The following is a 26,557-nucleotide window of genomic DNA, read 5'->3' as shown; positions in this document are numbered from 1 at the left end:
GATCAGTGCTGGACAAACCAGTTCCGAATACGCGTAACCCAATGATTATGATGATCATGATCGCCGCGGTGAATGTTCTCAATCCGCTCGGCAATGCGGCTGAGTAGGGTTTCCGCGTCATCGTTCTCATCCCGGAATACGTGTCCGGTCAGTAGCGGTAAGGCGTCATCAACACTTTCAACTGCCCACAAATGGAATTGACCGGCGCGGATCGCCTCAATCACTTCATCGTTCAGGCACAGGTTACCCAGGTTTGTTTTCGGTAAAATGACACCCTGTTTGCCGGTCAGGCCGCGAAACGCACAAACCTTGTAGAAGCCTTCAATTTTCTCGTTGATCCCGCCGACGGCCTGGACACGGCCAAATTGATCGACTGCACCGGTCACTGCAATTTGCTGATTAATCGGCTGCACCGCCAGCGCCGACACTAAAGAGCATAGTTCAGCCAGCGAGGCACTGTCACCATCGACTTCAGAATAAGATTGTTCAAATACGATCGAGGCCGCAAAAGGCAGCGGCTGGTCCAGATCCAGTGCTGTACTGATAAAGGCTTGCATAATCATCATGCCTTTGGCGTGAATGTTCCCGCCCAGTTCAGCTTTACGCTCAACGTCTGAGATATCGCCGTCACCAAAGTGGACAACACAGGAAATTCGCGCCGGCTCACCATAGGCAGTCGGGTGGCCCGGGATCTCGACCACGGTCAGACCGTTGACCTGGCCCACTTGTTCACCCTGGCAGTCAATCACTACTTGTCCGTGATGAATATCTTCAATCGCGCGCTCAGGCAGATACGACTCCCGGTACTCCCGGGCTTTGAATGAGGCTTTGAGATGCGCTGCAGTGATGCTCTCGCCCTGGGATTCAATGGCAGCTTCACACAGCAGGCTCTGGTGCCAGATCGGACACAATGGCACCCGACGCTGATCTTCAGTGAAACGGGCGCCGGCTTTCATCAGCACTTGCAGTGCGTGGTGATCGGCAAGCTCAGGCAGCTGCGCTTTTTGGGTCAGCGCTTTGAGGTAAGAGAGATAGAGCGGCAAAGTTTGATTGTCGAGCACAACGTCCTGCTCAAACTCACCATACATCGAGAAACCTGATGTGATGTCCGGCTCAGCATTCTCCAGCTCAGCCATTAGATAGCGATCCCCAATTAGTACCAGCTTAACGTTCAGCTGTTCAGCTGGCGGCAGGGGGTATAACGTTTTCGTACTTGCCGGCTGCCAGTCCAGCATGCCGTTCATCAAAACACTTTTGAGTCGTGGCCACAGCTTCGGGTTGGCAAGAATGCTGGTGACAGAGAGAACCAGGTAGCCATGATTGGCCTGATGGACGAGGCCGTGTTTGATTTGAGATTTTACCAGCTTGTTATCTTCAAGCGGCGGGTAGACTGCGCCGAACAGGCTTTGTTCGGTCACATTTTCGCCGATGATAATCGGGCTGTTTTCCGGGGCGGACTGCTGCTTTGGCTCGTAGTGTGTCAGCAATTCGATGACATAGTCACGATACACTTTATTGTCTGGCGCCGTGATCCGAAGCACGCGGGGCTGTAACTCAACGGCTGTAAACCGGCGTATCGCATCCGAGAGGCGATCTTGCAAGGTTCCCGTTGGTGCAGGGCTCAGATCGTCATATTGTTCAAGGATAGTTTGGAACTTCGAGTAGTCTGGAGTCATTGTACGCCAGGTTTGTTCATGCATGGGCTATAGCTTTATGTCGTTACTGTGAAAAAGACAGCAGTATAAAGGAATCAATGACTGCATAATAGGTAGTCGTCGCATGAATTACGGATTAGGCCGCTTTATTCGCAATAGCTTACGAGCCCCTGGAAGTTCAGTTGCCGGAGGTCGGTTGTCATAGAGTCGGTGTATCATGGATTTCATCATTTGTTGGAAATAACTCGGAACACGCTGAAAACAATCGGTAAATTTGTAGAAGGGAATTGAGGTTTAAGTCATCTACAGTTACACTGTCACAGTTTAACTGTAGCCTTGTTTGAGAATCATCGAACTATGAAATATCAGCAGCTTGAGAACCTGGAAGCCGGTTGGAAATGGAAGTACCTGGTCAAAAAATGGAAAGAAGGTGAGGTGATCACCTGCTATATAGACACCAGTGAGGCTGAAACCGCAGTGCGGGACTTACTTGCTATTGAACACGAGCCGACCAAGGTAATCAAGTGGATTAGCAAGCATATGGCGCCGGATCTGGATAAAAAGCTGAAACAAGCCATCCGAGCCAAGCGCAAACGCCATTTTAATGCTGAGCAGAAGCATACTCGCAAAAAGTCCATTGACCTGGATTACCGGGTTTGGGAAAAGCTGGCAGAAAAGTCCAGGATGCTGGATTGCACCTTGTCTGATACGATTGAATATCTGATCAGTGAAAGTAATCGTTCGGAAGAAGCCAGTAAAAAGGTACTCGATATCAGAAACGATCTCCATGAGTTACTCGATTTTGAGTAATCCCGGGCTGCAGGTGATGCCCATTTTCATGCAGTGAAAACCGGCTCAGATAGTTTTTTTCGATTACGCTTATCCTATAAGTAGCATGCTGATACAGAAAGGAGTACGGAAATGGAATATCTCATCCTTCTTGCTATTGCAGTCGTTTTTCTGGTCTTTAAAGATCGCCCGGTGATGGTGCTGACATTCGAAAATGGTGAGCTGACGCATTCTAAAGGCCAAATCCCAAACGGTTTTTTGCTTGGGTGCAAGGATATTGCCCATAAAGAGCCGTTTTCCGGTAAAATTAAAGTCTATAAAAATCGGTTTACCACCAAGTTGGTATTTTCCAAGACGATTCCTGCGAAGGTGAAACAACGTATCCATAATGTTTTCCCTTATGCTTCCTCGACGAAAAAACGGGGCCGAAGGGCCTGAAGGCGACAACCGATGAACATGAGAGAGGCTTCAGTGACATGAGGCCTTTTTTGTAGCCATCCTCGACAACGGATAAGAAGATCATGCTGACTCCGCATGCGTTTCGCCTGAGCAAAGGGCAACCCCTGAAACAATCCATTCTCGACTATCTCTCTCAGCACACGATTCAAGCTGGCTCAATGCTCAGCGGGGTTGGTTGCCTGACTGAAGTCGAGATCCGTCTGGCAGATGAACGGCAGGTGCTGCATTTGGATGGCCCCTTGGAGATCCTGATGCTGAGCGGCACATTAACGCCGAAACACGCACACCTGCATATCTCGGTCGCCGATCAAGCCGGCCGGGTATATGGCGGGCATCTGGTTGAAGGGCAAGTGTCTTACACAGCTGAAATTTGCCTGGCCAGTTATGAAAACCTGGTCTTTCAGCGTGAGTTTGATCCAAAGACGGGTTTTGATGAATTGGTTGTCGCACATCGGCTGATGTCGCGAAGCAAAATAGTGACGCTGTGGCCAGACAGTTAGATGAAATTAACCTGGTTGCGACTGCCGTGACTGAAATGTCTTCTGCGACCCATGAGATTGCCGGTAATGCCGACAATACAGCGCAAAACGCTGAGGAAGCAATGCAGGTCAGCCAAAGTGGGGTTGATCAAGTGGTCAAAAGCCAGCAATCAATAATCTGGCAGATGAAGTGAATCGTGCTCGCCAGGTGATTGAGAATCTGAACGACCACGCTCAGAGCATCAACTCCATCATTGCAGCGATTCAGGGCATTGCTGAGCAAACCAATTTGCTGGCACTGAATGCAGCGATTGAAGCGGCACGTGCGGGGGAGCAAGGCCGTGGTTTTGCTGTCGTTGCGGATGAAGTCCGGGTGCTGTCGCAGCGTACCCATGATTCAACGCAAGAGATTCAGGGGACGATTGAAACACTACAACGTACGACCCAGGAAGCCATGAACCTGATGTTGCAAAGTGGTCAACTCGCCGAAACTAGTGTTCAGGATGCTGAGTTTGCGAGCCAAAGTTTGGAGCGGATCAACGCATCCGTTCAGACGATCAGTGATATGGCAACCCAGATTGCATCTGCTGCAGAAGAGCAGAGCTCTGTAACCAATGAGTTAAACAGCAACACCGAAGCCATTCGTAGTGTTTCTGACGAGTTGGTGGGGGAAGCGCTTCAAAGTGCGAATGCAGCACAACGTCTCAATGAGCTTTCTCAGCAACTTGAAAACGAAGTGAAACGCTTCATCTTGTAATTCGACAGCTTGTACTCCAGAGCTCTCTCATTGATGAGAGGGCTTTTTTGAGTCTCAGAACAGTCAACAACAGGGAAAGGCTGCTTCGAGATGCCGCAATAGATGTGTTTAATCGACCGCCGATTTCAGAGCTTGGTGACTGTCCAGATATTGGTTGACGGTTGCCTTGAGCGCCGCCAATTTCGATTCCGCCTCAATTCGTCGTTGGCGTTCGTCTTCAAGTTGTTGTCCCAGCTCAACGGCGAGGTAACCGCCTTTAATAAGCGCTTTGGTGGTGACATTACTCTGAGTCAGGGCTTTTAGCTCCCGGATCATATAGTAATGCTCATCTGTATTTCGAATTGTAATTGCCATAGAAAATTATCACTTTTGTTTTTTGCACGCATTCTAACTAAAAACACTCACTTATCAATTACTTTGATGGATTTTCTTCTGAAGAGAAGACTGTGAAATCATCGTGTTTGATAGCATTTCACGCGGGGCAACGGCACCAAATGTTTTTTGGATTTTCAACTAATACACCCCCTAACGCACTATAACTTCATTGATACAAAAACAATTTTAAATACAATCCCCAAATACAGACACATATCTAACCCTATGAATTAAAAGCTTTAATAGATGCTTGTAATCTCAGCCACAGCAATTAAAATTCATTCAAGGTGGAAATGTTTCGATAGGGACGAGATTGAGCATCACAGATAACCTGCTAAAGAAACGACTGCTTGCAAGTCGGGAAAGAGAGAAAACCGTCACAGGACTTCAGGGAATTGCCATGATGAATCATGGTAGCGAAGTGACATTTAGCATTAAAACTCCGTTAGGCCGCTTACTAAGAGCGGAAACGACTTTCATCGGCTCCAATGGTAAAGACAATATTATCCTCGAATATCCGGTCGTCAGCCCGCAAGCGTCAATGGATTACTTTCATGAAGGGTTCTGGGTCACAATCAAAGCGATTTCCGAGAAAGGGGAAGGTGCACAGATCTCATTCAAAACCCAAATTGCCCATATTGTAGAAAAGCCTGTCCGATTCCTCATTCTCGACTTACCGCGTTCAATGGATCTACTCCAACTTCGAAGTGAAGCCCGTTACGAAGTACAGCTCCAGGGGCAGATTCTCCTGGGACAGAGAGCTTTGCTGGTGGACTTTAAAGATCTGTCAAAAAATGGCTGTTGCTTCCGCTACGATATGAATGGCCCGCAATTCGATGAAGGGCATAAACTCACCGTCAGCATCAAAAACCCGAATACTCTGAAAATTTACCATCTGTCAGGCCATATTAAGAGTATTCACAGGTCCGGCGGTGCCAATAATTGCGGAATATTATTTGATGAGTATGGGTTAGAGCAGGTTAAAACACTGTTAGCACAACTCATTTTTGATGGAGCTAAGTTATCATTTAAGTCATAATTTATGATGCGGTAGCATTTTATAGCAGAAAGATCTTCCTATTGTGGTTATAGAAAAAGGGGGAGAACACATCATTCAGCCTGGGCTGCTGAAGCTTTCGTTGCCTCAAACTTTGATAAGCTTCGTTGAACTTTTTGCATTGAAATTGGCTTGATAAGGTAATCATGTGGGTTCAAGGTGAGAACTTCTTTCACGACCTCAGCTTGGCTTTCCGAGGTAATCACTGCAGTCGGCATTTCCGGTAAATGTTGCTTGATATATTTCAGGAGCTCTAAGCCATCCAGCGGTTTTTCAATGTTTAAATCCAGAAATATGCCATCCAGTTGATAACTTGCACTGATGAGTAATCTCTGGGCCGAGTTGATATTATTTACCTTGACGATCTCACAAGACTCACAGCGGCGAATGACTTGCGCCAAAATCTCAGCCATAAGCTTGTTATCTTCAACAATCAGTATTTTTTTCATCCACTCCAACGCCACCGATAGCATATTGGTTTTCATGCATATAAAGATAGAACACTGCCCATCACGACACAAGTGGGTTTGCCTGAATCATGATCAAGGCGTGATATTTTGCGTAGGGTGGATGTCGTACTGATCTGACGTAATTTAACAAATGGCTGTTTTGTGTTCCAGCCATGAGCTTTGATTGAACCGTAGGAGGAGAGTCTTGGCTGATTGATGCCACATGACACTGTCACTTTAAATTTGGGCCGATCGCAAACTGACCACTGGTTTCTGAGTAAGTTAGCTCAAACGATGAAGATGTGAGCGCATAGACGCACTTGTTGCCATCCAAGCTATCCCCGACAATGCTGATTTCCAGCGCGTTCTCCTGTAAGAAAGTCGAATCCGGCAGGAGGCTCTGCAAAATATGTTCACACTCCTGAAGCTCGGCAATAATACGTGGATACCCGTACTTGTTAAAATGTAGATTAGAAATGAGATATCCCCATTCGCCATCACTGACGTTCGGATCAGGCTCACCGTCAATCATCCACTTACCATGAAAAATATCGACCGATGTCCTTAAATTACTCTTCAGATTTTGCAGCATGGCATACCGGGCATCATCCGTCAGTCCAAGGAAGCGAGGGGCCGCAGTCACGGTAATAATGCCGACCACCAGGCAAACAATGACCATTTCCAGTAATGTAAAACCCTGATCTCGCTTCACCCGATGAATTCCTTGTCACTCTAGTTATGATTGCCCACTTCAATGTGCGCGCGACATAGTAGACAAAATGCGTATATTATTCAAGACCTTGGGTGATCATGCGATAGGAGAAATCCCAGATTTCCCGTTAGCGCCAATTTTGGTTACTGGTTTCTGGCTTTTGTGTTTTAATGCGCTGACGATAAACGATTTTTCTACCGGAGTCAGGATGACGGAATTCACTGCGTGTATTCAATGGCGGCGAGGCGCTCAAGATAATTTTTGTGATAACCAATTTAGCCGTGGCCACACGTGGGGATTTGATGGTGGGGTTGAAGTACCAGCTTCGTCATCCCCCCATGTGGTGCCGTCGCCATATTCTGTCGCAGAGAATGTTGATCCGGAAGAGGCATTTGTCGCCGCTCTATCCAGCTGCCATATGCTGACTTTCCTGGCTATTGCAGCCAAGAAGCAGTTTGTTGTCGACGCATACCAGGACAATGCTGCGGGAATACTTGAACAAGACAGCAAAGGGAAGAGCGCCGTGACACAAGTGACATTACGACCCAAAATCATCTTCTCCGGCGACAAACAACCGACAAAAAAACAACTGGAAAAGATGCATCATCTGGCACACCAACATTGCTTTATCGCGAACTCAGTCAAAACCCAAATCACCATCAACCTGAAAGATTGTTAGCGATGGGGAAGTACGAGTCGAGACGTTTGTACGACACGAAATTACCAGACCTTCGCACTGTGACAGCGTCACCAGCATCAAGCTGAAATTGAATCAACTCCCTGAATTTAAACTATTTTAAATTTTTAATCGTAAGGCAACTGTCCATACTGAAATGCACTCGTTGTCATAATATTGTCACAAAAATAACACAATATGGATGTGCCAACAGAAAGGAGTGATTCAATGAGTTTTTCTTTGTACTTTGTCAGCGATAGACCAGATCGTGTGACGCGCCGTCATCAGCTTCACAAAAACGATTGCACGCAACTCCCAGCGCCTGAACAAATGACCTGCGTCGGATATTATGGAAATCATGATGAAGCCCTGATGCATGCAAAAGCAATCTACGCCAATGTGGAAGGTTGCGCGCATTGCTTCAGTCAACTTGTCGAAGCCGTCAGTTAATGAGCCCGCAACCGCGGGCTTTTTTATCTCTGTCATTTGAGAAAACACGAGGCTAGGTTGCGCTAGGAGAACTACGCCGTCACAGTGTCACACGGTATCTTTAGGGACGACCGTATATCAGGATGACAACGTGCAACAGGAATGAGGAGGGAGGTCGGGTTATATCAATTCAGTGACGCTGTAACTGTTTGGTTTTCACAGAAAATACGGATGAATTTCCACAGCCGATTACGGTATCAACAGAGGCCAACGACGTAAAAACTAAGTCAAAAAAGATGGCCGTAAGAACATAGCAGACCTCATTTAATCAGACAATGAATTGGGCGTGATGGACAAGAACGTTTAATGCCCATTGGTATCAAAGGCATCAAACATTTCTCGAAACATCAGCAGCTCCTCATCCGATAGGACTTGATCGCGAGTCACTCGTCGACAGGACGAAATCTCACTTCTTAACTGATCTAACTGGCGCTCTGTCAGCGAATCCAGTGAACCGAGCAAGGCATCAAAGCTATGGCTATTCATCTGAACAAACTCATCACGATTTCATACTTCACCAAGAAAACGACGTCGATCCTTGGTACCTCATGAAGATGTGGTTGCACAGCATCTCATGACAATTACTGTATCCGTTATCAATAGAATAGTCGCAGACACAAACCTTGTGTAAATTTGATGACAATAAATCACTTATCATCTGAACAATAGTATGGTGGGGCTCACTCGTTATAAGCGTACCAGGGACAGATCGGGCGGGTAGGTGACATGCCGAAAGCTGGAATCGTCGCAAAGTGAAAAAGTGACACGGTAATGACTCGCACAAATCAGCGCTGAGATTGATACGGACCTGAGTAATCTATTTGCTATCACCGAACTTCGGCAAGTTCTACATGGTGGTCTGGGTGCCGGAAACGGTAAGCACAAAAAGCTGCTCAAAGTGATTTGCAAAGAAGTGGCCGAACATACCAGCATCCGCAGGCAAAACAAACGGCTACCACGGAAAATCCACAAGGTATGGCTTACACGCCGTGAACATGTTTCAGCGCGGTCAGGAAGTCTCGAAAACCATCATCGACATCGATGCATAGCAGGCGCATTTCTTGAATTAAGCGATCCTGTAAAAGACCGATGGTTTACCATGCAGAGCAAAAGACTCACACGTGGCAAGCATGTAATCGTGAAGCGCAGCCCGGTGGCATCATCAGCCCGCAGGCCATCAACTTGTCGGGTACTCAAGCTGAGAATACGGGCACAGCTTCAACACCAGTGATCCGTTTGTCACAAATGCCTTGAATAAGTTTAATCCGCAGTAATTCATCATCAGTCATGGTCAGCAACATCTCATTGACTCCAGATAACTCACTAGAAAAAAGTGCTCTGAAGTTAGTTCAACATGACATTTCTAACTGGCTCAAACCTGACATTTCTAACTAGATCTTACACCCCCAGTTCGCATTATGTATAGTAGGGTAAAATTCGAACAAGCAATATTAAGCTAGTTGCTTATCTCGTAAGGCATTGATTAGGCGAGGGTTTTGATATTTGTCCTCAAGCAGACTATGAACCACATTTTGATCGTCTAATCCAAGTAAATCAGCTATTTGGAAAGCCACATCCCAGTCCATAGAGTTTAGCTCATTTCTCCATTTACTCACACGTGACCTGCTTACGCCTAATTTCTGGGCAAGTTTATAGTCTGAGGGTAGGTCATATCTGTTTTTGACCATATCCAATAATGTATTTGTGTAAGTCATAAATAAGCCTGCCAATTCCCTGTATTTGTTAAATTTTAGGCGATCATTTTGTTCATAACCATAGTTGCCCTCAAGTTGACGTTGAATAAATGTTGACACAAGATGATAAGCACTTAATTGCACTTGCTTGTATGGGGATACAGACATGGACAGACTCGAACATCTTGAACAACTCAAAGCTCGGTTTAAGCAACTCCGCCTGACAACGCCCAAACCGGAGAAAGTGAACAAATTACCACGCGGGTGCGCAGACTACCGCTACAGCCGATCTTTTCAGGTTCAGTCCCGCCGCGCACTTCTGGCGAAAGGAGGCGCGGCATGATTGACTTATCCGCTCGCTATCTATTCAAAGAGTTTTATCGCTCACAGCGCGTGTGCCGCAATGAATCCAGTGACACCTACGTCGCTTACACTAGCATTACTCGGCTAATCAGTTGTGCGTATGCTTATCAGCATGAGTACGACACTTTACGAAAGCTGTTTGATGCCAGTAAAGCCTCCAATCTGGTTGCCTTGAATAAGCGCAAGTCCGAAATTCCGCAGTCACCCAAATTGCAGGCTGCCTTAGCGAAGTATCGCAAGGGGGCCGCATGTTGAGAATCCCTAAGCAAGCGACCAAAGCCCCCCAAGCGGGGGCGGCGGTTTACCGGCTGCTTAAAAATGAAGTCCGGGCCAGCATCAATCTGGCCCGCAGCTACCGCCTTTCGGGCTCGCACCGTTTGGCGGTTCAGTTCCTCAATGATGCCTCGCAATCTCGCCGTGACTTAACGAGCTTGATGGGGGCGATATGAGTTCCCGGAATGCCAAATATGAGCAGCGAAAAATGCAGCTCGGACTCAAGAAAGTCACGGTCTGGGTGCCTGAGTCGGTCGAGGCTGAATTTAAGCTGTTGGCTGATGTTTGTTGCTCAAATCGCCACTTTTCAATCAATACGGTTCGGGATGTACGAACCGGGCGTTATGTATCGTTAGAGAGGGCCGTCACTGATGACACTCAAAACTAACGATTTTCTCTATGTCGCGGGTGCCGTTCAGCCCGCCGACCGAACCAAAAAGAATTTAGCCAGCTATGAAGCTGGTTTTTTAGGTTCCAAAAACCAGAAAAGCAACCATTTGCATAGCCTCGATGAGCTGAATCAGTTCTTTGCCCGTCAGCAGGTTAAGCAGGTGTTATCTCAACCGAAGATTGACGCCGAACACCTCCGCGAAGCGGCGGCCCGCAGGGCCGAAAACAATAGGCTTGTCCAAGGGCGCAAAAGTCCGACACACCCACAGCAGGCCCAATTAGACCGCCTGATGCGACAGGAGCGGCACCTACAGCGCCGCAAGTGCGCGATAGATAACCCTGAGTCTGTCTTCAACCATGACGTCATGTATGACCTGCTGGATGGCGATACCGAGGCCCGGATTCTGTCGCCAAAGGGCCAGGCGAAAAACGTCGAGCCGGATTTCAACCCGAGCGTCGTCCGGTTGATGAAACGGGAGTGGTCCGGGCAATGCAAAATCCAGCATTACGCCCAGACTCCGAGCAGTGCCGCGCCGGATGCGCAGGCCGGGGAACGCTACACCGAGCAACTGACCAAGCGGGCGGTAAGCAAGATTTTCGAGGCCGGTGCCTATGTCGCCACGTGTCACGGCGGTTTCTGCACTTTCCTGACCCTGACATTCGACCAAGCCGAGCGAAACCGGATTATGGGCGGGATGGTCGAAGGGGATGCCGCGCCTTACTGCACCTTGCCTGAGCCACCTTTGCCAGCCAGCAAAACGCGCGGCCCGCGCTCGATGCTCAAAGGCCGCCCGCAGCTTAAATGTACCGACGGCACCCATACCCCGGTCAGCATCAAGCGCAATATGGCCCCGTTTGTCGAAGACATCGCCGGGCCTTACTGCGCCATTGACACCATGGCCGATGACCCCGGTATGACGGTGACGATTCTCGATGACGGCACGGTGCAGGTGATGAACGAAAACGGCGAGATTGCCGGGCCGTACACACCGACGTTTCTCAAGCCCGAGCCTGCATTCACCATCACTAGAGAGGCCGAAACCACCATCGGGCGGGAAGTCTCCCGGTTTCTCGACGGGGCCAAGAAACTCTATCAGCGCGGCTGGAACAGCCCATACACCGTAGAGCAAGACACCGAAACCGGGGCCAAATACTGCAAGCTGACGGAAAAGCGCATTCCCGGCCACAGCCAGCCGAGCAATGTCGGCCCGACGCAGCTCCCGGCTGATTTTCATTACATCTGGGTGGCGGAATGCCCGGCCAATGACGACGGCGAGCCGAACCCGCATGTGCATGTGTTGCTGCGCTGGTCGGTGCCGAAAAACCTGTTCCCGGCATGGGCACAGCGGTTAGAAAAGTTATGGGGTAACGGATTTGCCCACCTTGAGCGCATCAAGAAACCGATGGCCGCCGGCAGCTACATCATCAAGGCGGTGGGCTATGCCGCCAAAGGTGAAAACGCCGACCAAGGGCTGATTAAGGGCAACCGCTACAACATCGCCCGTTGCAGCCGCGCCCCGGCGTGGGAATGTATCGCCAGTTTCGAGGCCGATAACATGGCCGCAATTATCAAAGAATGCGGTTACAAGCTGGAGCAGTGGCGCAAGCCGATTAACCGCCACCTCAAGCGGCTGGAAAAGCAACTAGACCAAACCATTAAGGCGAAAGCGATAGCGAAACGAACCAAAAAACCAGAGCAGGACATTAACAAGCTCACGGCCCGGATTATCCGCCTTGAGAACCAAATGAAGGCGAGCCGGGACCATATCAAAAGCCGGGAGGTTTACGCCCATACCCGCAACATTTTCTGCATGTCATTCGATGGCGAGCAAGCCGAAACCAAAGCGTTTGATTTTCTGCTTTGGGCGGCAGGCGCACGCGGTTGGTCGATGACCGTGCGCAGCGACGATGCCGACAGCATCAACGCATACACCCAAGCCAGTGCGGTGGCCCGCAAAGCATACGCACCGCAGTACCAGCGCCACCAAGAGCGCCGGGCCTACTGGCAAGGGATGAGAAACGACCCGCTTGCACCACACAACAGGGATGTACCGACCGAGCAGCAGCTAACCAGCCAGTTATCGGCTTGGATGGCAGAGCTTGAATGCTATGAACAACTGCAAATTGCGGTTTAACCGGAAAGGACAATCAATGGACAAACTGACTCAGATTACCAACGAACTGAAAGGCGAAGTAGAGAAGGCCAAACGCAACCCGTTTGCCAGCAAAATCATGGCTCCGCTGCGCTTGGTGTTGGTGTGGATGCAAACCGTCAACGAAAAGCTCATCGAGCTGGAGCAAGGGGGCAAACATGGCTGATGTGATGCCGGTACGCACCTCGACCAACAAAGTCGAAGGCATTAACCGTTGCGAGTGCGGCAACGTCCGTACCATTCATCGCGCCCGTGGCAAGCGGGCGAAATTCCTGTATTCGATTTGTGATGACTGCGGCACCAACCAGCAGACCGGCGCTTATTGGCAGGGCAAGTTCAAGGTGCATTACCCGACGCTCGAAGCCCTGCACCAAGCCGGGCAAACCGCTGAACCTGTGGTTTCTGAGCCGAAACCGGAACCCGTACCTGAGCCAAAACCAGCGCCGCAGCTAACCGAACCGGAAGCGATTCCCGTACCGGCCCCGGTCAAGGCGGAACCGAAACAACCCGAACCGGAGCCGGAAAACAAGCCGAGCATGTGGAAAGCCGTCTTAACCGGCATCATCCTCGGCGGCCTGACCGGCGGGGCGATTACCCGACTGTAACCCAAACCAAGCAAGGAGATAGCGCAATGGAAGATGAACTGACCGTACATGATGCGGAAACTGGCCAAGCTGAGGCGGTGGATACCCGCTGCGAGCAGGAAGAAAAAGACTTCCTGAACAGCCTGGACGATGACTTTGACCCGGCAACCGCCGAAGCCAAGGCCGAGCAGGCCAATATCGAGCAGGAAGCTGCTGCCGGAATCGTGTTTGTCGGCCTGATGACCATCGAGCAGACCATGAAAACCATGGTTCACCCGGATTTCACGTTCAACCCCGAGCAGGCCGAAGGGGTGGCGCTGAAAGTGGCCCCGCTGATTGTGAAGTACGGCGGCAACCCGCCGCCATGGCTCGCTAAGTACATGGACGAAATCATGGCCGTGGCCGCTATTGGGATGCTGAGTCTGTCCAGCTATATGCAGGTGAAGCAGCTCAAGGCTGAAGACCTCGCCGCCGCTCGCCGTGAGCAGGCCAAGCGGACAAAAGAAGCCGCAAACGATGATTTTAATCAGGAGGTGGCATGAGCCTCCAACCTATCAACCAAAACAACGCATTGAATAATCATCATGCTTATGTGGTTGGTATGTCAGGCTGCGGGAAAACTTCCGCAGCCAAAAAGAAATTCATCAAACCAACCGACCAAGTGGCCATCTTTGACCCGCTCAAGGACTACGACGGCGAGCTGGCCGGGCGCAAGGTCCGCAGCTATCCCAACCTGAGAGAGTTTGCCAAGGCGCTGTATGCCGGACGCAAAACCAATCAGGGATTCAAGATTGCGTATGCCCCTGACCACGAAACCACCGAAGCCGATTTCGACAAGTTCTGCATGGTGGTCTGGGGGGCCGGGAACGGCAAACACAAAAAGCCGCTCAAAGTGATTTGCGAGGAAGTGGCCGAGCATACCAATACCGCGGGCAAAGCAACTGGCTACCATGGCAAGATTCTACGGCTGGGACGCAAGTACGGCCTGCACACCGTGAACATGTTCCAGCGCGGGCAGGAGGTGTCGAAAACCATTATCGACAACTGCCAGTTTGCCTGTGTGATGATGCAGAAGGCCGACGACAGCGCCCGCTACCTACAGCAGAAAACCGGCATTCCGGCCACAGAAATCGTCAAGCTGAAAAAGCTCGAGTACATCTTGCAGGACGGGAAAGAGTGGGTGAAGGGTGTTATTCTTTGGTGATTAATATTCTTTCAAATTTTCATGTGGATAGAGTATAAATAGGGGGCTGACAACTGGAGTGCATCTATGTCTGAATATTCATTCGAAAACCGTGATGAGTTCGCTAGGCGTAAAATAGCTCAGAACTTAATCTCTTTGCTTTCATCTGATATTGATATTTCACCATTAGTCCTTGATGGTGGCTGGGGTACCGGTAAAACTGAGTTTTGCGAAAAACTAATCAAACTATGGGGTTCTGATGAGCATCACATAATTTATGTGGACGCTTTTAAGGCAGACCACGCAGATGAGCCGCTACTCACAATTCTTGCGGAAGTTTTAAAACTACTTCCTGATGATGAAAGGCTACCAGTAATAAAAAAAATCCTCCCGGCTATTAGGTATGGCTTAAAGACAACCATCAAAGCAGGAATTGGTCATTTGCTAAAGCAAGATACTGATAGTATCGCAGACGGCTTTGATAAAGAAATTAAGCAAGTAGCTGACAAGGCAATAGATGCATCAGTAGAGTCAATGCTAAAAGACCATGTGAAAGCATCTGAAAGCTTGGATGCACTACAGAGCACTTTGGAAGGCTTAGCAGAACATAAAAAAATCATATTCTTCATTGACGAGCTAGATAGGTGCAAACCAAACTTTGCTGTGAATATGCTTGAAGTTATTAAGCATACATTTAACATTAAAGGCGTAAAATTTGTCTTGGTCACCAACTTAAATCAACTAAAAGCTTCTATTAACCATTGTTATGGAGATAGCGTTAATTCTGAAAAGTACTTGGATAAATTTGTAAAATATAGAGTAACATTGCCCGATAAGTACTTGGATGGCCACACTGTTGTAAATACATCTTTGATACACTACAGGAATTTAGTTGAGCGTAGCTCCCAACTTCCAGATTCTTTGTTAAATGAGGGGAAAATGGATGTTATTTCTCGCCTTATTGAACACGCTAAGTTATCACTAAGAGAAGTTGAAACCTATGTAAGGCATTTGGAAACATACGACGTGCTATCACAAGGGGGGCTAAAATCACAAAATTGGTTTTTAGTGGTTATAAGAATGGTTAGCATTTTTGTCGCGGTATTTTACCCTACACTTAGTCAGGAGCTGTGTGTAAATAGAGCTAGTGCTAAAGATTTTGCTAATGTACTAGGTGTGGAAAGTTTTTCAAAAGAAGTCATCAATACTGGCTACCCTGATGCCCATATGGCCTTAGTTTTTGTCGTAGGCTTTGAATGTGAAGACTCCAGCTGGCTAAATCTGGATGAGGATTATGCAATCAAGTGGACTAACCACCTTCAGAATATTATGAATGGCGATTGGTCTTTATCTTTGAAGTTAGTTAGTCGCTATATCTCTCAGACAACATTGACTCTAAACCTTTACTGATTTTGATTTGCCTCACATATTCAAAAGCCCGCTAACCTATAGGTTCAGCGGGCTTTTTTGTGTTTGCCTTAAAACCAAATCGCTTGCTTTGCTGTTGGGGAATTCTCATCCAACAACAGAGAGCAAGCACCATGAATGCAAAAACCAAAGGGTATGTAATCACCGCGCTGATTGCATTGGTCGTCGCCGGTGGCGTGGTTTGGGCGTCAAACAACGTTGACGCCGTCGAAGACGCAATCGGGTAAGGGGGCGCTGATGGAAATTATCGCAACCCCGTTTGCACCACGCCCGAAAGAGCTGGACCCGGTCGAAGGCGTGGGCTGGGGCAACCGTGCCTCGCTGCGTCTGGTTTCTGGCCCGACGTATCACAGCATCGAGCTGGTCACCAACATCACCGACCCGAAAGATATTGAGCGCGTTGAAGTCTCGCTCAATGGTTCTGCAAAGGTCAACGTGACCGGCGAAACGCTGGTCAAACTGCAATCCCACCGCAAAAACTACGCTGAGCCGGGCCGCTACGTGCTGTCGTTTGGTGACCCGACGCTGCGCACCAAAATCGGTGTGCGTCAGACCGATTTGGTCACGCTGGCCGGTGAAATCTGGTTCATCTACATCACCTTGAAAGCCAAACCAGCCGCAGATGCCCAAGGCAACGCGACGCCAGCGCCGTCAATCCGTGCCCGTGCGCATGTCTTGCCAGCGCAAGCCACGCGTTACTACATGCCGCGCATCTATGAGCTGACATGGTTTGCCTCGGCGACCGGCCGTACGCCGTTCGACTTTGCCGAGCGCAGTCCGGCACTGAACCTCAAGCGGATTCACTTCCTCGATGACTCGATTGACCGGGTTCGCGTCCTGCGTGACAGCTACGAAGAGCTGAACGTCACCAAGGCCGATAACGCCTTCGATTTGGCGCAATCGAAGAAAGAGCAGAATACCGGCTGGTTTTCGCTCGACTTTATCCGCTACGGCTTCGGGGCCGACGGCATGCTGAATACCGCCGCCCGCAGCCAGCTGGCCTTTGAGCTGGATAAAAATTCCGTCGGCAGTGTGCCGGTGATTGTGGAAGCTGTGGAGCAGGTGAACGCGCTACCGTCCAAAGCCGCCTAAGGGGGAGTCATGAGTTTACTTGACGACTGGGGCGAATCCCTCGGCGGTATCTGGGATTCAGCTGTGGAAGGCGGTGGGAACTGGGTTGACGCATGGATGCAAAACGAGGCCGACAATGTGGCCTCGTCTGCACCGGAAGAAAACCGCACGCCGCAACATGAGGAGCCAGCAAAACAGCCAACCGGCCAGCCTATCCACAATCAGGGTGGATTGAGCAGCAACACCACGTTGATGCTGCTCGGCGGGGGCATGTTGGTGCTGATGGTCTTCATGATGTTCATGCTAAGGGGGAAATAGCCATGCCGTTATTGTTCTGGCCGCTGCTGGCGGGAAGTATCGGCTATGTCGGCGGCCTGTTCACGGGTGAGGCGGTCAGCCGCACCGTGAAGCTGTTGATTGCCGTGCTGATTGCCCTGTGGCTCTACAACAAAGTGACAGGGGGTAACTCATGATTCCGGGGGTGACGAACTCCGGTTCAATGCCGATTAACGCGGGCGGCGGAGCTGCCGGACCATCAAGCGCGAAAGCCAATAACGAGTCTGGCTTTCGCGTCGGTTCTATCAACATGGGCGGCGGCAACTCGAATCTGTTGCTGCTTGTTGTTGTCCTTGCGGGCATGTGGATTCTGACGAGCAAGGGGGGCTAATGCGTTTTCAACTGATACGGCCCAACCGTGCCGACATCAATGCCCAGCTTGCTTTGTTGCGTCCGGCGTTCAACGGGGTAAATCAGGCCAAGGCGGAGTTTGATTTTTGCTGCGAAGCAGTAAAACGCAAACAGGCCAGCTTGTATCACCTCAAGGGAAAAGGCGTCTCGGTCCGCTTCGTGGGCATAGTCACGGAAGACAATGGCTACCTAATTCTGGCGATGACCGGGCGCGGGCTGGTTGCGGCCGCCCCGACGATTATCGAGGCAGTGAAATCTCAGGGCTACAGCCAAATTAAATACCATACCGTGCGCCAAGGGATGACCCGTATCCTCAAGCGGTTCGGGTTTTCAATTACCGACAAGACGGCGCATGACGCCGTGTTGTCACTCATGATGCAGGGGGACTGATGGGAGGCGGCGGTAAAAGTTCAAGTAAGAACACTACGACCACAACCAATACCAGCGGCCAAAACGCCATCGGTGGCGACAACCTCGGGGTAGCTGTGTCCGGCGTTAACAACTCTAACGTCAATGTCACAATGACTGACCACGGGGCGATGGAAGCCGCCACCGAGCTGGGCGAGCTGGCATTAACAAGCAACACCGAAGTCTCGAAAGCCGCGCTCGATATGGGCGAGCACGCGATTGATGCCTCGCTCGACTTTGGCCGCGATGCGCTCGACAGCAACAACAAGGCGCTGAACTCGGCGTTCGCGTTCGGCAGCGAGGCGTTGCAGTACAGCAATGAGATTTCCGCCAAGGCCATTGATGAGGTGAGCAGCGCGCACGGCGAAAACCTGCAAATGCTCGCCGGGCTGGCAGGCAATCAGGCTCAGCAGAACAGTGAAAATTTGCAGGCCATTAAAGAGCTGGCCGAGGTCAATGCCGATGGCGGGCAGATTGCGACTACCAAGCAAATGACTATCACTGTCGGGTTGGTGCTTGGGTTTCTGGGCCTATTAACGTTGAAGGGGTAAATCATGAGTTTGAATCAATACATGCAGCCACGGCAGCGGCTCCAGTTTCAGGCCGTGGGGGAGTTTCTCTACATCGACGCTTGCCCGGACATGGTGAGCGTCACCACCGAGCGCGGCGGCTATCAGCTCAAGCAGGGCGCGCAGATTATCGACCCCAAGCTGACCGGCATGGTCACGGTCGAGAACATGGGCGAGGCGGGCACCGTCACCATTATTTGTGGTTTCGGTCGCTACATCCCGCCTACGGACGGCCAGAAAGTTGAGGTTACGACGCTGCCGTCGGTGACATTGTCACCCGAGCAGGAGGTCAATATCGGCACCATACCGTCCGTAAAAATTGCCCCTTATCAGAGCGTCGAAGTGTCGGAACTGCCTGCGGTCCGCATTGCGCAGTATCAGCGTATCGCGGTGTCGTCACTTCCGGCGGTGTCACTGAAAGAAAATCAGCAAGTCGCCGTCACTGGGTTGCCTGACGTCAAGCTGGCCACCGGGCAGGAAATTGCGGTCAAAAGCCTGCCGAAAGTGCAGCTCGAAACCGGGCAGGCGGTGAAGGTATATGCGACAAATCCGCTGTTGACCAAGCCGGTGATTGCAGGGCAAGCGTCCGGCAGCGCGCTGGCCGTGACCGCTGGGAAAATCGACATTGCCGAAAATACGTCACGCTGTCACATCCTGCTCAAAGCCGGTCCGGCCAACACTGCCGCTATTGTTCTTGGCACCGGCTGGGAGCTGGCCGCCGGAGAGCAACTGAAACTCGAAACCAGTGCCGCGCTGTCGTTCACCGGAACCGACGGCGACACTCTCCAGATGATTGAGGTCACACGATGACAAAACCACTTCGCGACTTGCTGCCAGCAGGCAGCGCCCGCAATAAGATTGAATATCTGGCCGACCAGATGGAAATGACCGTTGAAGCCCTGTATCAGGAAATGGCGGGGCTGAAAGGGGCAAAAAACCTGCTTGCGAATCCGCGATTCAACGAATTTTCTTACGTTGAGTCTGAAAGCGGCACTCTTCCATCGCGAAACATCTGCATGATTGCAGGTCAGGCACCGGACTTGTCTCGCACTATTGGTAATGGGCGCGGCTCGATGCTTGTTGTGAATCATTGGGCGGTTGAAGTCCCCAGCACCGTAGCGCCTTCTCGAATTTTCAGTATTGGCTTACCCGAATATTTTATCGGTGACTATGACAAGGAAAGCGCAGGGGTAAGGTATTACGCCTCTGATTTTACCTTATATCAGGTCTTAAACGTCCCGACGAATGGCGTCAAACATAACCGATTGAAGGGGCGATTTGCGATAGCTGGCGATGTCGGTACAAAAGTAACTGTCGGCATTGCCGAAGTGGGATTTCCAGATGCCCAAGTCAGAAAGAATTACTGGTCGTCTCAGTCAGAGCAAACATACACGTTTGACCAGAATGTGCCTGTTACTGAGCCAATTACATTGGAGACCGGGGAATTTAAAGCCCGTCGGTGGGGGCAGTCTGCAACGGGTACAGTCGCGCTGTACATCAAAATTGAAGGCGGTCTCAGCGGATATATCCAAAACGCGGCCCTTTGGCATTGTGACGTTGACGGAGATAGCCCAACCCGATTTGTCGAACATCATCAGCCTGACAGTTACGGCATGTTTCAGGATTTTGTCTCCCTGAGTAGTGCTAAGACTGAGAGAAACGACGCGACCCGCAGTGTTAAATATGGTTTTGATTGGTACTTACCATACTACTTCAATCCTCAAAAACACATCATTCTCAATTGCCGAAGTTATACCAGCGCCGTGGTGACTGACATCAAGCCGGATTCAGTCACAGTGCAATTTAGCCAGGCCGATTACGACACGCTGCTAACCAGCTTTAGCCTTGGTTTTAACTTCTGGCTTCAGTACAGCACCATGCCGGTCGGTATCGGGTTTTACTGATGCGTTACTGGCCGCTATACCTCATGGCCGCCATGGCGCTGATTTTCGGAATTTCACGCAACAAATCACAGGACGATAAGACAATGGGACAAGCTCGGGGCATCCGTAACCACAATCCGCTAAACATCGAATACAGCGAGCGCAATCAATGGCGCGGCCAAGTCGGCACCGACGGCCGGTTCGCCATTTTCGAGGAGCCGAAATGGGGATTCCGGGCTGCGGCCCGCATCCTGCGCAGCTACAAACGCCGGGGCGTGAAGACCATTCACGACATTGTGCATACCTTCGCACCCAGCCATGAAAACAACAGCGACCATTACGCCAACATGGTCAGCCGTTGGACCGGCTACGGCAAGCACCAAGTGGTTGACGTCGAGAATGACGATACCGCAGCGGTGATTATTCAGGCCATGGCCCGAATGGAAGTCGGCCACCGGTATCCAATCAGCGATGTGATGAAAGGGGTGAAACTCGCATGAATGCCAAGAAAGCCGCGGCATCTATCGCCGTCAGCGTCGCCGGGGCGATTATCGGTGCCTACGCGCTCAAGTACATGAAGCAAAAAGGATGGCTCTAATGGGATTATTCAGTTTGGTGGTTTCCGGCGGTCTGTCGCTGTTCCAGCAGTGGCAGGCCAACAAAGCAAAGGCGAGGGAGCATACCGACCGCATCCGGGAAGCCGAGACCCAGGCTAAAATCCGCCGGATTGAAACCAGCGACGACAACGCCGCCGAGCTTGACCGGCTCAGTATCGCCCAGCGCGGCTGGAAGGACGAATACCTGCTGTTGATTACCACCACGCCGATGGTTTTGTGCTTTGTGCCCGGCATGGTGCCGTATATCGATGTCGGATTCGCCGCGCTCAACACGGTGCCGGAATACTACTGGTACGGCTTGGCAATGGTCTACATCGACTCATTTGGATTCCGCCGGATGCTGCGGGAAGCCATCGAAAATTGGCATAAAAACAGGTTAGGGGGCTTACATGGGCGAGCTGATTAAGTTGTTCACCGAGCTGGGTATCGACCCGCCAACCCTGATTATGTGTTATCTGCTGTTCCGGGCTGTCAAAGCCCACGAAACCGTGTTAGCTGAGTTACAAAAAATGCTGGCTCAGCATGAAAAGCGGCTTATGAAGTTGGAGTGGAGTCACGAAAAAGAGTGATGTTATCCATGGTCATAAAAAACCAAAGAATTCCTATGGTTAGGTGTGAGAATATCCCGTGTAGTGTTTGATTTTGATTAAATGTCAGAGGGAAGTATGACAATCGAAGACTTGCAGGAATGCTTAAAACCATGGCTTCAAATTGAAACTTGGCACACATCACACCCACGTGACCAAAAGCGTTTTCATCTCGCTTTGAATGATGCGTTCAGTAAATACGGTGTTGCCATTGATGGTGATGCATTTGAAGATGCGATGTATTCACTTGCAAAAGAGCTTCACCCGAACTGGGACGAAGAGCATCTGTTGAGCACCGTGCAAGGGCTGGCCATCCATGCAGAGCTGATTTCAAGTTACTTGTACGACACCAATTAAGACAAGCCCGCAATCGCGGGCTTTTTCATAACTACAGGCGGGCGAGTTATTTGCTGACACGTCTGGCTTTAGCCTTACGATAAGTCTTCTTTTTATCTTTTGTCACGGTGTCACTTTGTGGCGATTGCAGGCGACGACCACCACGAAACGGCAACGGCGTGACAACATTGGTTCGCACCGGGACATAGTCCAGCTCGTACATCCGTTTCAGCGCGTGATACTCATCATAGCGGAGTGCCCATGATTCCAATTCCTTGGGGCTGAAACGGCGACCCTCAGGCGTGACAATTACGCAATAGTCTTCATCAATCCGGAAGCCTTGCCAACGGGTATCATCCGGCAGGTAGCCACGGGCCCGGATAATCAGTAATTTTTCCGCCATCGGATTCACATCAATTTCGCCGGACAGCCAGCGTTTAACGGTAATGGGACGGACATGAAACCATGCTGCCGCTTGGTCAATGCCATCGAAAGTACGCCAAAAGAGTCGTTTAAATGATTCATGCAGCATGATGAACCTCGCAAAAATTATTCGTTTATCAAAGTTTTTTTCGATTGATTGCAAGGGTGTTGATTCATGACGACTATCAAACAGCGGAATCCGCAAATAATTACCATCATGGTCAGCAAAGCCTTGATATCAGGCACAAGAAATTACCGTGTTACCAACAAGCCGAAAATGGCCAAGACTTCATTTAACTAACTGTTTCCAAAGGGTTTTTAAGGCTATCGATTGCAGGTTTCCAAAGTGACTCATTACATGTTAAAAAAGTACCACTCAGTGCGCATTATGTATATTATGTTAAATAAGGCGTGCGGAGAATGAAATCTAATGCCTTTCCACATCCAACCCCTCGCTTTCTCGCCCCTCCGCTTTGCAGTGCGCTTGTCAAAGCTGAGCTATTTAACAGTATTCGCTATTTACCATAAAATAGGTAATTAACACCTATATTTAAACCCTGCTGCAAATGGTCAGTTTGCCTGGCGTTTCAAAATCCGGTGTTAATTACAAGAGCCAGTTCTCGACTGGCTATAACGTTTCTGTCTCCGACTGGTATTTTCGAAGCGTGGCATCCAGCTCAGCTTTGTTGATTGGTTTTGCCAAAAACCCATCCATGCCGGCTTGTTGATACTGAACCTGATCGGAATGCATGGCATTGGCTGTGAGCGCGATGATGGGTAAATCGATCTGTTGTTTCCGTAGCTGCTTCGTCGCCTCGATGCCGTCCAGGACCGGCATTGAAATATCCATAAAGACTAAATCAAATTCTTCATGGCGTTGCTCGAGTTTCTCTACGGCTTCCCGACCATGGTTGGCGATTTCAACATGATGGCCGCGCTTTTCCAGCATCATTCTGGCGACGAGCTGATTGGTATGGCTGTCTTCAGCCAGTAAAATGTTCAGAGATTTCCCCGGCTCAGGCGGAATAACCGGCTGCGCTGATACGGAACATTCAGCTTGCTCAATCATGGGAATATAAACTGTAAAACAGCTGCCTTCGTTCAGTCGGCTACGTAAGGTAATTTTCCCGTTCATTTTTTCAATCAAGTGCTGGCTAATTGCCAGACCCAATCCGGTGCCACCATATTGCCGGGTAATGCTACCGTCCGCTTGAATAAATGGATTGAACAGATTCTTTTGTGCTTCATCTGCAATACCAATCCCCGTATCTGTCACGGCAATCACGATGTTCTGCTGTTGCCGCGTCACCTGGATGGAAACCAGGCCGCGATTGGTAAATTTAATTGCATTACCGATCAGGTTAAACATCACTTGGGATATCCGGTTTTTATCGCCGACGATGGTTCGGGGCAAATCAGAGGATAGTTGAACCTGGAGATCAATTTTCTTTCTCACCGCCTGTTCACGAAGCTGATTCGCAACGAGGTTAACGCTGTCCGCAATATCCATGTCGGTGTTAAACAGCTCAAAACTCCCGGATTCAATGCGGGATAAATCCAGAATATCATTGATAATGGTCAACAAGAGTTGAGCCGACTGATCCATTTGATTGACTAAATAAGCTTGTTGGGAATCCAGACCGGAGTCTGCCAGTGAATCCATAAATCCGAGTACGGCGTTAAGCGGCGTTCGGATTTCATGGCTCATCATAGCAAGGAACTGGGATTTGGCCTTATTGGCTGATTCGGCCTGCTCACGGGCTTCCTGGAGTTGGCGGATCCAGTTTTTCCTGTGGGTGATATCTTTTGCAGTTCCCCGGTAGCCGAGTAAATTTCCATGCTTGTCAAAATAAGGGGTGCCGCTGAGACTGATCCAGATCCCCCCTTCTCTCTCTGGTAATTGCCACTCAATCTCTTCAAACGATTTCTGTTGTTCTATTTTCGTTTTTAGGATCTTGCTGACACTACAACTGTCTCCGAAGGCTTCCAGCATATTGCCACTATCGATCATATGGTTGGCAAGGTGTGGCGCTGAAATATAAGTGAACTGATAGTCTGTATCGATTTCCCAAAACCAGTCCCCGACGGTTTTCGCGAAATCTTTAAAGCGTTGTTGACTGTGGATCAATTCCTGTGTTCGAACCGAAACCAGAGACTGCAGTCGTTCCCGATAATCGATGTCGATAATGGCCCGTTCAAGTAACGGCCGGAATCGGTCCAGAACCCGGCGGCTACGGGGATCAAACTGCCCCCGTTCAGAATGCAGGAACAACAAAATCGCATCACCGGAACTGACTTTCACCCCGGTCAGGAGCACAGAGCGACAATGATGCAACATCATTGCCGGCAGGTTCTGGAATTCAGCGACATCCTTCGGCTCAAATAAAGCGATGCTTTCCCCATTCAGGGCCCGAATAAATGTGTTCCCTACCGGCCAGATAGACGACTCAAAAAAAGGACACGTGGTTACCAGCTCTTGTAACGGGGTTGTTTCATCTTCCCGGGTCAGCACCAGAGCGTGCTCGAACCCAATATATTTTCGCAATACGGTCAGTAAACTATTAAATACCTGACGCTTTGTGTTTGCGCCGGCCATAGCGGAAATACCAGCAAGAATTGCCGCGTTTTCTTCTCTCAGCTGTTGTTCGCGCTCGTGGCTGCGCATCAGGTCAAGCAATGTTTCCTGCAATTTTTCTGAATCATAATTCGACATGCTTAATCCCTGTGAAATAAGACGGCTGAGATCATCAAGTTTCCATGCGCATTTTCGCCACCGACGAACTGGCCCTGCTCACCGAATGTGAATGGACCGACAAATGGCGCTTGATGCATGGCTGTATTCACATATTGGGCGACTTCATCCATCCGATGCTGCACCCGTCGCATGCAACCTGCACAGTAAATGGTGATCCCGCCAATCGGATCAATTTTCTGATGGGCATTGTGAATATCAAATGCCGCGTCCACGACCCGGCCAGCCCGGGTGATTAACTGCTCTTCTGTCCCTTTCATAAAATAGAGGACATCGCCTTCCTCGATGGCGGCAAACAACTCAATTCCTCCTCGCGGGGTGACCCGGAGCGGGTGGGATAACTTGAAGTAAGGCAGGTCGTGCACCTGTCCGGCAATCCTCCCCAGTGGGTTAAGGCTGCTTTCAGAGATAATGCTGTTCTCACCTGAAAGGGTCTCTCCCATCCAGGCCTGGTAGGTTTCAATGGCCGGGCGGTGATCAAGCTCAATCAGTTCACGACCTTCTGTTTTGGTGGCGACTGCATGAAGGCCGGTGCTGGCATAACCGGAGTGAAAGGAATAGCTGACATTACAGGAGGGATACATTACGCACAGTCCCACACCTTCTTGGCTGCGCTGCTCATGGGTAAACAGTTTCCAATGCCCGACAACATGATCGTCGGCGGCACTTCCGCCAATGATCGGAACGGAAATGCCGAGTTCATCTTCAATGCCCCAGATCACCTCTTCTTCGTTCCCCGGACAGGCATGTAGAATGATCAATGCAGGCAGCTCCCCAGGCCTGCCGCTGTTGGCAATTGCCCGGAGCAGTGCCTGACGGGCCATGTCGTAGGATGATTGCCGGGTCGAGACAATGGCGCTGCCAAATGCCCCGAAATAATCACTCATTGCCCACACCGCCAGGCCATTGCCGCCAAAGTAACCTTCATCGGTCATCACGCCTTGGCAGGAAGTACACCCCAGAATCTGGGCGCCGGGGAAAGCGGCGACCAGGGCCCGTTGGATCACGGCATCATCATATTGCTCAGTCAGGTAAACCAACAGCAGTTTTGGATTGGCGATCTTCTCTTTTATCTTACAAATGACATCATTGACCGCTTCATTTGTCCGAGGTATTGCAGAGTAACTGGTAGCGATGTCCATACATTTCTTATTTATTTGTGTCGTACTGCCACAATCATAGTCAGTATTCTCTGTTTTATCAGCAAATTGACATAATTATTATCAAATAAGTAACACTTTGGCTCAAGAATTCCTTTC

Annotated in this window: 35 protein-coding genes and 2 pseudogenes; 29 read left to right on the top strand and 8 right to left on the bottom strand. The window is 50.0% G+C overall.

What is annotated here, in order from left to right:
* Positions 1–2 precede the first annotated feature (2 nt).
* Positions 3–1,700, bottom strand: a complete 1,698-nt coding sequence (locus NH461_RS08460) for a Lon protease family protein (protein WP_261602785.1) — start codon at positions 1,698–1,700, stop codon at positions 3–5.
* A gap of 312 nt (positions 1,701–2,012) precedes the next feature.
* Between NH461_RS08460 and matP the strand changes: the two genes are divergently transcribed.
* The 4 genes and pseudogenes from matP to NH461_RS08440 all read left to right on the top strand — a co-directional run.
* Positions 2,013–2,465, top strand: coding sequence for a macrodomain Ter protein MatP (matP, locus tag NH461_RS08455; protein ID WP_261602784.1), 453 nt, complete (start codon positions 2,013–2,015; stop codon positions 2,463–2,465).
* A gap of 111 nt (positions 2,466–2,576) precedes the next feature.
* Positions 2,577–2,882, top strand: a complete 306-nt coding sequence (locus NH461_RS08450) for a DUF3634 family protein (protein WP_261602783.1) — start codon at positions 2,577–2,579, stop codon at positions 2,880–2,882.
* A gap of 83 nt (positions 2,883–2,965) precedes the next feature.
* Entirely contained in the window at positions 2,966–3,403 is a 438-nt protein-coding gene (locus tag NH461_RS08445; RefSeq protein ID WP_261602782.1) for a PPC domain-containing DNA-binding protein, read from the top strand.
* A pseudogene (locus NH461_RS08440) lies at positions 3,349–4,139 on the top strand (methyl-accepting chemotaxis protein); the annotation flags it as partial. The gene NH461_RS08445 and the pseudogene NH461_RS08440, both read left to right, overlap by 55 nt.
* A gap of 108 nt (positions 4,140–4,247) precedes the next feature.
* Here the strand turns inward: NH461_RS08440 and NH461_RS08435 are convergent.
* Positions 4,248–4,493, bottom strand: a complete 246-nt coding sequence (locus tag NH461_RS08435) for a hypothetical protein (protein ID WP_261602781.1) — start codon at positions 4,491–4,493, stop codon at positions 4,248–4,250.
* A gap of 334 nt (positions 4,494–4,827) precedes the next feature.
* On the opposite strand from NH461_RS08435, the gene NH461_RS08430 reads away from it, so the two are divergent.
* Positions 4,828–5,553: a flagellar brake protein gene (locus tag NH461_RS08430; protein WP_261602780.1), complete on the top strand. Its 726-nt coding sequence runs from the start codon at positions 4,828–4,830 to the stop codon at positions 5,551–5,553.
* A gap of 71 nt (positions 5,554–5,624) precedes the next feature.
* On the opposite strand, the gene NH461_RS08425 is transcribed toward NH461_RS08430, so the two are convergent.
* Both NH461_RS08425 and NH461_RS08420 read right to left on the bottom strand, forming a co-directional pair.
* A complete protein-coding gene (locus NH461_RS08425) occupies positions 5,625–6,020 on the bottom strand; it encodes a response regulator (RefSeq protein ID WP_261602779.1) in 396 nt (131 codons plus the stop codon).
* Positions 6,021–6,252: 232 nt separating this feature from the next.
* A complete protein-coding gene (locus tag NH461_RS08420; protein ID WP_261602778.1) occupies positions 6,253–6,732 on the bottom strand; it encodes a type II secretion system protein in 480 nt (159 codons plus the stop codon).
* 208 nt (positions 6,733–6,940) lie between these two features.
* Here NH461_RS08420 and NH461_RS08415 point away from each other — a divergent pair, with 208 nt between their 5' ends.
* The 3 genes and pseudogenes from NH461_RS08415 to NH461_RS08405 all read left to right on the top strand — a co-directional run.
* Complete coding sequence (locus tag NH461_RS08415) at positions 6,941–7,411, top strand: OsmC family protein (protein ID WP_261602867.1); 471 nt, start codon at positions 6,941–6,943, stop codon at positions 7,409–7,411.
* A 225-nt stretch (positions 7,412–7,636) separates the two neighbouring features.
* Positions 7,637–7,858: a hypothetical protein gene (locus NH461_RS08410; protein ID WP_261602777.1), complete on the top strand. Its 222-nt coding sequence runs from the start codon at positions 7,637–7,639 to the stop codon at positions 7,856–7,858.
* 872 nt (positions 7,859–8,730) lie between these two features.
* Positions 8,731–8,934 (top strand): annotated as a pseudogene (locus tag NH461_RS08405) (ATP-binding protein); the annotation flags it as partial.
* 414 nt (positions 8,935–9,348) lie between these two features.
* On the opposite strand, the gene NH461_RS25825 reads toward NH461_RS08405, so the two are convergent.
* The gene (locus NH461_RS25825; RefSeq protein WP_410000100.1) at positions 9,349–9,759 is read right to left on the bottom strand and encodes a helix-turn-helix domain-containing protein; all 411 of its coding nucleotides are present in this window, start codon (positions 9,757–9,759) and stop codon (positions 9,349–9,351) included.
* Between NH461_RS25825 and NH461_RS08395 the strand changes: the two genes are divergently transcribed.
* The 21 genes from NH461_RS08395 (at position 9,758) to NH461_RS08295 (ending at position 22,144) form a co-directional block, all read left to right on the top strand.
* On the top strand, positions 9,758–9,934 hold the full coding sequence (locus tag NH461_RS08395) for a hypothetical protein (protein ID WP_261602776.1): 177 nt from the start codon (positions 9,758–9,760) through the stop codon (positions 9,932–9,934). The genes NH461_RS25825 and NH461_RS08395 overlap by 2 nt on opposite strands.
* Positions 9,931–10,209, top strand: coding sequence for a hypothetical protein (locus NH461_RS08390; protein WP_261602775.1), 279 nt, complete (start codon positions 9,931–9,933; stop codon positions 10,207–10,209). Before NH461_RS08395 ends, NH461_RS08390 begins: the two co-directional genes overlap by 4 nt.
* Positions 10,203–10,403, top strand: coding sequence for a hypothetical protein (locus NH461_RS08385; protein WP_261602774.1), 201 nt, complete (start codon positions 10,203–10,205; stop codon positions 10,401–10,403). The genes NH461_RS08390 and NH461_RS08385 overlap by 7 nt, the downstream gene beginning before the upstream one ends.
* Positions 10,404–10,598: 195 nt before the next feature.
* The gene (locus NH461_RS08380; protein WP_261602773.1) at positions 10,599–12,752 is read left to right on the top strand and encodes a hypothetical protein; all 2,154 of its coding nucleotides are present in this window, start codon (positions 10,599–10,601) and stop codon (positions 12,750–12,752) included.
* 16 nt (positions 12,753–12,768) lie between these two features.
* Entirely contained in the window at positions 12,769–12,936 is a 168-nt protein-coding gene (locus NH461_RS08375) for a hypothetical protein (protein ID WP_261602772.1), read from the top strand.
* Complete coding sequence (locus NH461_RS08370) at positions 12,929–13,375, top strand: hypothetical protein (protein WP_261602771.1); 447 nt, start codon at positions 12,929–12,931, stop codon at positions 13,373–13,375. The genes NH461_RS08375 and NH461_RS08370 overlap by 8 nt, the downstream gene beginning before the upstream one ends.
* A 26-nt stretch (positions 13,376–13,401) precedes the next feature.
* The gene (locus tag NH461_RS08365; protein WP_261602770.1) at positions 13,402–13,896 is read left to right on the top strand and encodes a hypothetical protein; all 495 of its coding nucleotides are present in this window, start codon (positions 13,402–13,404) and stop codon (positions 13,894–13,896) included.
* Entirely contained in the window at positions 13,893–14,558 is a 666-nt protein-coding gene (locus tag NH461_RS08360; protein WP_261602769.1) for an ATP-binding protein, read from the top strand. Before NH461_RS08365 ends, NH461_RS08360 begins: the two co-directional genes overlap by 4 nt.
* Positions 14,559–14,624: 66 nt before the next feature.
* Positions 14,625–15,947: a KAP family NTPase gene (locus tag NH461_RS08355; RefSeq protein WP_261602768.1), complete on the top strand. Its 1,323-nt coding sequence runs from the start codon at positions 14,625–14,627 to the stop codon at positions 15,945–15,947.
* A 255-nt stretch (positions 15,948–16,202) separates the two neighbouring features.
* Positions 16,203–17,057: a major capsid protein P2 gene (locus NH461_RS08350; protein WP_261602767.1), complete on the top strand. Its 855-nt coding sequence runs from the start codon at positions 16,203–16,205 to the stop codon at positions 17,055–17,057.
* A gap of 9 nt (positions 17,058–17,066) precedes the next feature.
* The gene (locus NH461_RS08345; RefSeq protein ID WP_261602766.1) at positions 17,067–17,354 is read left to right on the top strand and encodes a hypothetical protein; all 288 of its coding nucleotides are present in this window, start codon (positions 17,067–17,069) and stop codon (positions 17,352–17,354) included.
* Positions 17,355–17,356: 2 nt separating this feature from the next.
* Positions 17,357–17,509 carry a hypothetical protein gene (locus NH461_RS08340; RefSeq protein WP_261602765.1) on the top strand — a complete coding sequence of 51 codons (153 nt, stop codon included), beginning with the start codon at positions 17,357–17,359 and terminating at the stop codon, positions 17,507–17,509.
* Positions 17,506–17,703: a hypothetical protein gene (locus NH461_RS08335; RefSeq protein WP_261602764.1), complete on the top strand. Its 198-nt coding sequence runs from the start codon at positions 17,506–17,508 to the stop codon at positions 17,701–17,703. The genes NH461_RS08340 and NH461_RS08335 overlap by 4 nt, the downstream gene beginning before the upstream one ends.
* Positions 17,703–18,113: a hypothetical protein gene (locus NH461_RS08330; protein WP_261602763.1), complete on the top strand. Its 411-nt coding sequence runs from the start codon at positions 17,703–17,705 to the stop codon at positions 18,111–18,113. Before NH461_RS08335 ends, NH461_RS08330 begins: the two co-directional genes overlap by 1 nt.
* On the top strand, positions 18,113–18,682 hold the full coding sequence (locus NH461_RS08325) for a chemotaxis protein (RefSeq protein ID WP_261602762.1): 570 nt from the start codon (positions 18,113–18,115) through the stop codon (positions 18,680–18,682). The genes NH461_RS08330 and NH461_RS08325 overlap by 1 nt, the downstream gene beginning before the upstream one ends.
* A 3-nt stretch (positions 18,683–18,685) precedes the next feature.
* Complete coding sequence (locus NH461_RS08320; protein ID WP_261602761.1) at positions 18,686–19,510, top strand: hypothetical protein; 825 nt, start codon at positions 18,686–18,688, stop codon at positions 19,508–19,510.
* On the top strand, positions 19,507–20,604 hold the full coding sequence (locus NH461_RS08315; protein ID WP_261602760.1) for a hypothetical protein: 1,098 nt from the start codon (positions 19,507–19,509) through the stop codon (positions 20,602–20,604). Before NH461_RS08320 ends, NH461_RS08315 begins: the two co-directional genes overlap by 4 nt.
* Positions 20,604–21,083 (top strand): virion protein, encoded by a 480-nt coding sequence (locus tag NH461_RS08310; RefSeq protein WP_261602759.1) that lies wholly within the window; start codon positions 20,604–20,606, stop codon positions 21,081–21,083. Before NH461_RS08315 ends, NH461_RS08310 begins: the two co-directional genes overlap by 1 nt.
* Positions 21,084–21,180: 97 nt before the next feature.
* Entirely contained in the window at positions 21,181–21,606 is a 426-nt protein-coding gene (locus NH461_RS08305; protein ID WP_261602758.1) for a hypothetical protein, read from the top strand.
* Positions 21,590–21,769, top strand: a complete 180-nt coding sequence (locus tag NH461_RS08300) for a hypothetical protein (RefSeq protein ID WP_261602757.1) — start codon at positions 21,590–21,592, stop codon at positions 21,767–21,769. Before NH461_RS08305 ends, NH461_RS08300 begins: the two co-directional genes overlap by 17 nt.
* A gap of 96 nt (positions 21,770–21,865) precedes the next feature.
* Positions 21,866–22,144, top strand: a complete 279-nt coding sequence (locus NH461_RS08295) for a hypothetical protein (RefSeq protein WP_261602756.1) — start codon at positions 21,866–21,868, stop codon at positions 22,142–22,144.
* A 46-nt stretch (positions 22,145–22,190) separates the two neighbouring features.
* Here NH461_RS08295 and NH461_RS08290 read toward each other — a convergent pair whose 3' ends face one another.
* The 3 genes from NH461_RS08290 to NH461_RS08280 all read right to left on the bottom strand — a co-directional run bounded on the left by NH461_RS08290 (position 22,191) and on the right by NH461_RS08280 (position 26,440).
* Positions 22,191–22,751: a phage protein gene (locus NH461_RS08290; RefSeq protein ID WP_315903242.1), complete on the bottom strand. Its 561-nt coding sequence runs from the start codon at positions 22,749–22,751 to the stop codon at positions 22,191–22,193.
* A 423-nt stretch (positions 22,752–23,174) separates the two neighbouring features.
* Positions 23,175–25,259 (bottom strand): PAS domain-containing hybrid sensor histidine kinase/response regulator, encoded by a 2,085-nt coding sequence (locus NH461_RS08285; protein ID WP_261602755.1) that lies wholly within the window; start codon positions 25,257–25,259, stop codon positions 23,175–23,177.
* Between the two features lie 2 nt (positions 25,260–25,261).
* On the bottom strand, positions 25,262–26,440 hold the full coding sequence (locus NH461_RS08280; protein WP_261602754.1) for an FIST signal transduction protein: 1,179 nt from the start codon (positions 26,438–26,440) through the stop codon (positions 25,262–25,264).
* Positions 26,441–26,557: the final 117 nt, after the last annotated feature.

Source organism: Photobacterium sp. TY1-4, assembly GCF_025398175.1.
In the GTDB taxonomy this organism is placed as follows: Bacteria; Pseudomonadota; Gammaproteobacteria; order Enterobacterales; family Vibrionaceae; genus Photobacterium.
This window is presented reverse-complemented; position numbering and strand designations above follow the sequence as displayed.